The 1078-nt window shown below is 52.1% G+C and carries 2 protein-coding genes; both read right to left on the bottom strand.

What is annotated here, in order from left to right:
• The coding region (locus EAO78_RS18770) for a transposase (RefSeq protein ID WP_394337605.1) at positions 1 to 257 on the bottom strand (257 nt) is incomplete at its 3' end.
• Between the two features lie 22 nt (positions 258 to 279).
• Positions 280 to 1032, bottom strand: coding sequence for an IS630 family transposase (locus EAO78_RS17590; protein ID WP_122107033.1), 753 nt, complete (start codon positions 1030 to 1032; stop codon positions 280 to 282).
• Between the last annotated feature and the right edge of the window lie 46 nt (positions 1033 to 1078).

Below are 1078 nucleotides of genomic sequence, written 5' to 3'. Positions count from 1 at the left end.
AAGCGATCTATCCATGACTTTGCGAAGCTTATCCGATCGGCGTAGTCGTGAAAGATCGAACAGATCAGTTCTCGATACGTTTCAAGATCTGACGCGTCAAGCGGTGAGAGATCGCGTTTTACGCTTTTCCAGATCTGTTCGATCGGGTTGAGATCTGGCGAATACCGCGGAAGTGCTACTCTGTGTAGATCCTGTTCAGTTACTATTTTATCGACATACTCGGCAAAGTGAGATGAAAAGTTGTCGCAGACGAGTATGATCGGCTGATCTGAGTTCTTCTCACGTATCTTGAGGGAAAAAATCGCCCACAGATTCCTTGCTCAGATCGTCTTTACACGAGACAACACTGGTTCCGTTCAGCGCGTAAAATCCGAAGACTACATCGTCAAAGTTCTCTGTCGGCGTCTCTTTTCTCAAGGTTGGTCGGCCGAAGCTCCACAGCCGCCGGCTGTTGTCTGTTGGACGAGGCCAGGCTTCATCGAGAAACCCGACGACGACACCCCCATCAGTTACTGCGTCGTCGTCAAGATCGTCGAGAGCGGCCTCGAGCCGCTCTTCGAGTTGTTCTTCTGCGTCGTCAGGCCGATCCGGTGATTCTGGTCGTGGGATCGCGTAATTTAGTCCAAGCTTGTTGAGAAGTCTCGATGTATGTCGCTGAGAGTATGAGACATCGAACCCATCTTCGATGAGCTTCTGAACTTGGTGGGTGGTGAGCGGCTGGTGCCGTTTGAGCACCTCTCGAAGCCACTCGCGTTGGTGCTCGTCAAGTTTTGGAGGACGTCCACCACCAGAATCTGGTCGAAGACCGTCCACAGCGTCGTCATTCCAGCGATCGACCCAGCGGCTCGCGGTCGGCGTCGTGACGCCGACACGCGTCGCCGCTTCCGTGAGCGTGTCACCGAGATAGATATTTTTGATCAGGCACAACCGCCGGACGAGATAGGGTTCTTCGTCAGATTGAGCTTGATCGATCGCCTCATCAAGTTCCTCTTCACTCAGATGTTCGAGGTGATCTTTCGACGGTCCAGGCATAGTTCGTACTCACACTCTAACATTACAAATTTTTCGGCTATCACTA

Origin of the sequence: Halobellus captivus, assembly GCF_003697845.1 — an archaeon.
GTDB lineage: Archaea > Halobacteriota > Halobacteria > Halobacteriales > Haloferacaceae > Halorubrum > Halorubrum glutamatedens.
Note: the sequence above shows the minus strand (reverse complement) of the source record. Positions and strands in the feature narration are given on the sequence as shown.

Excerpts from the sequence above, each read along its gene's own strand:
- EAO78_RS17590 (WP_122107033.1), bottom strand. The coding sequence starts at position 1,032 with ATGCCTGGACCGTCGAAAGATCACCTCGAACATCTGAGTGAAGAGGAA.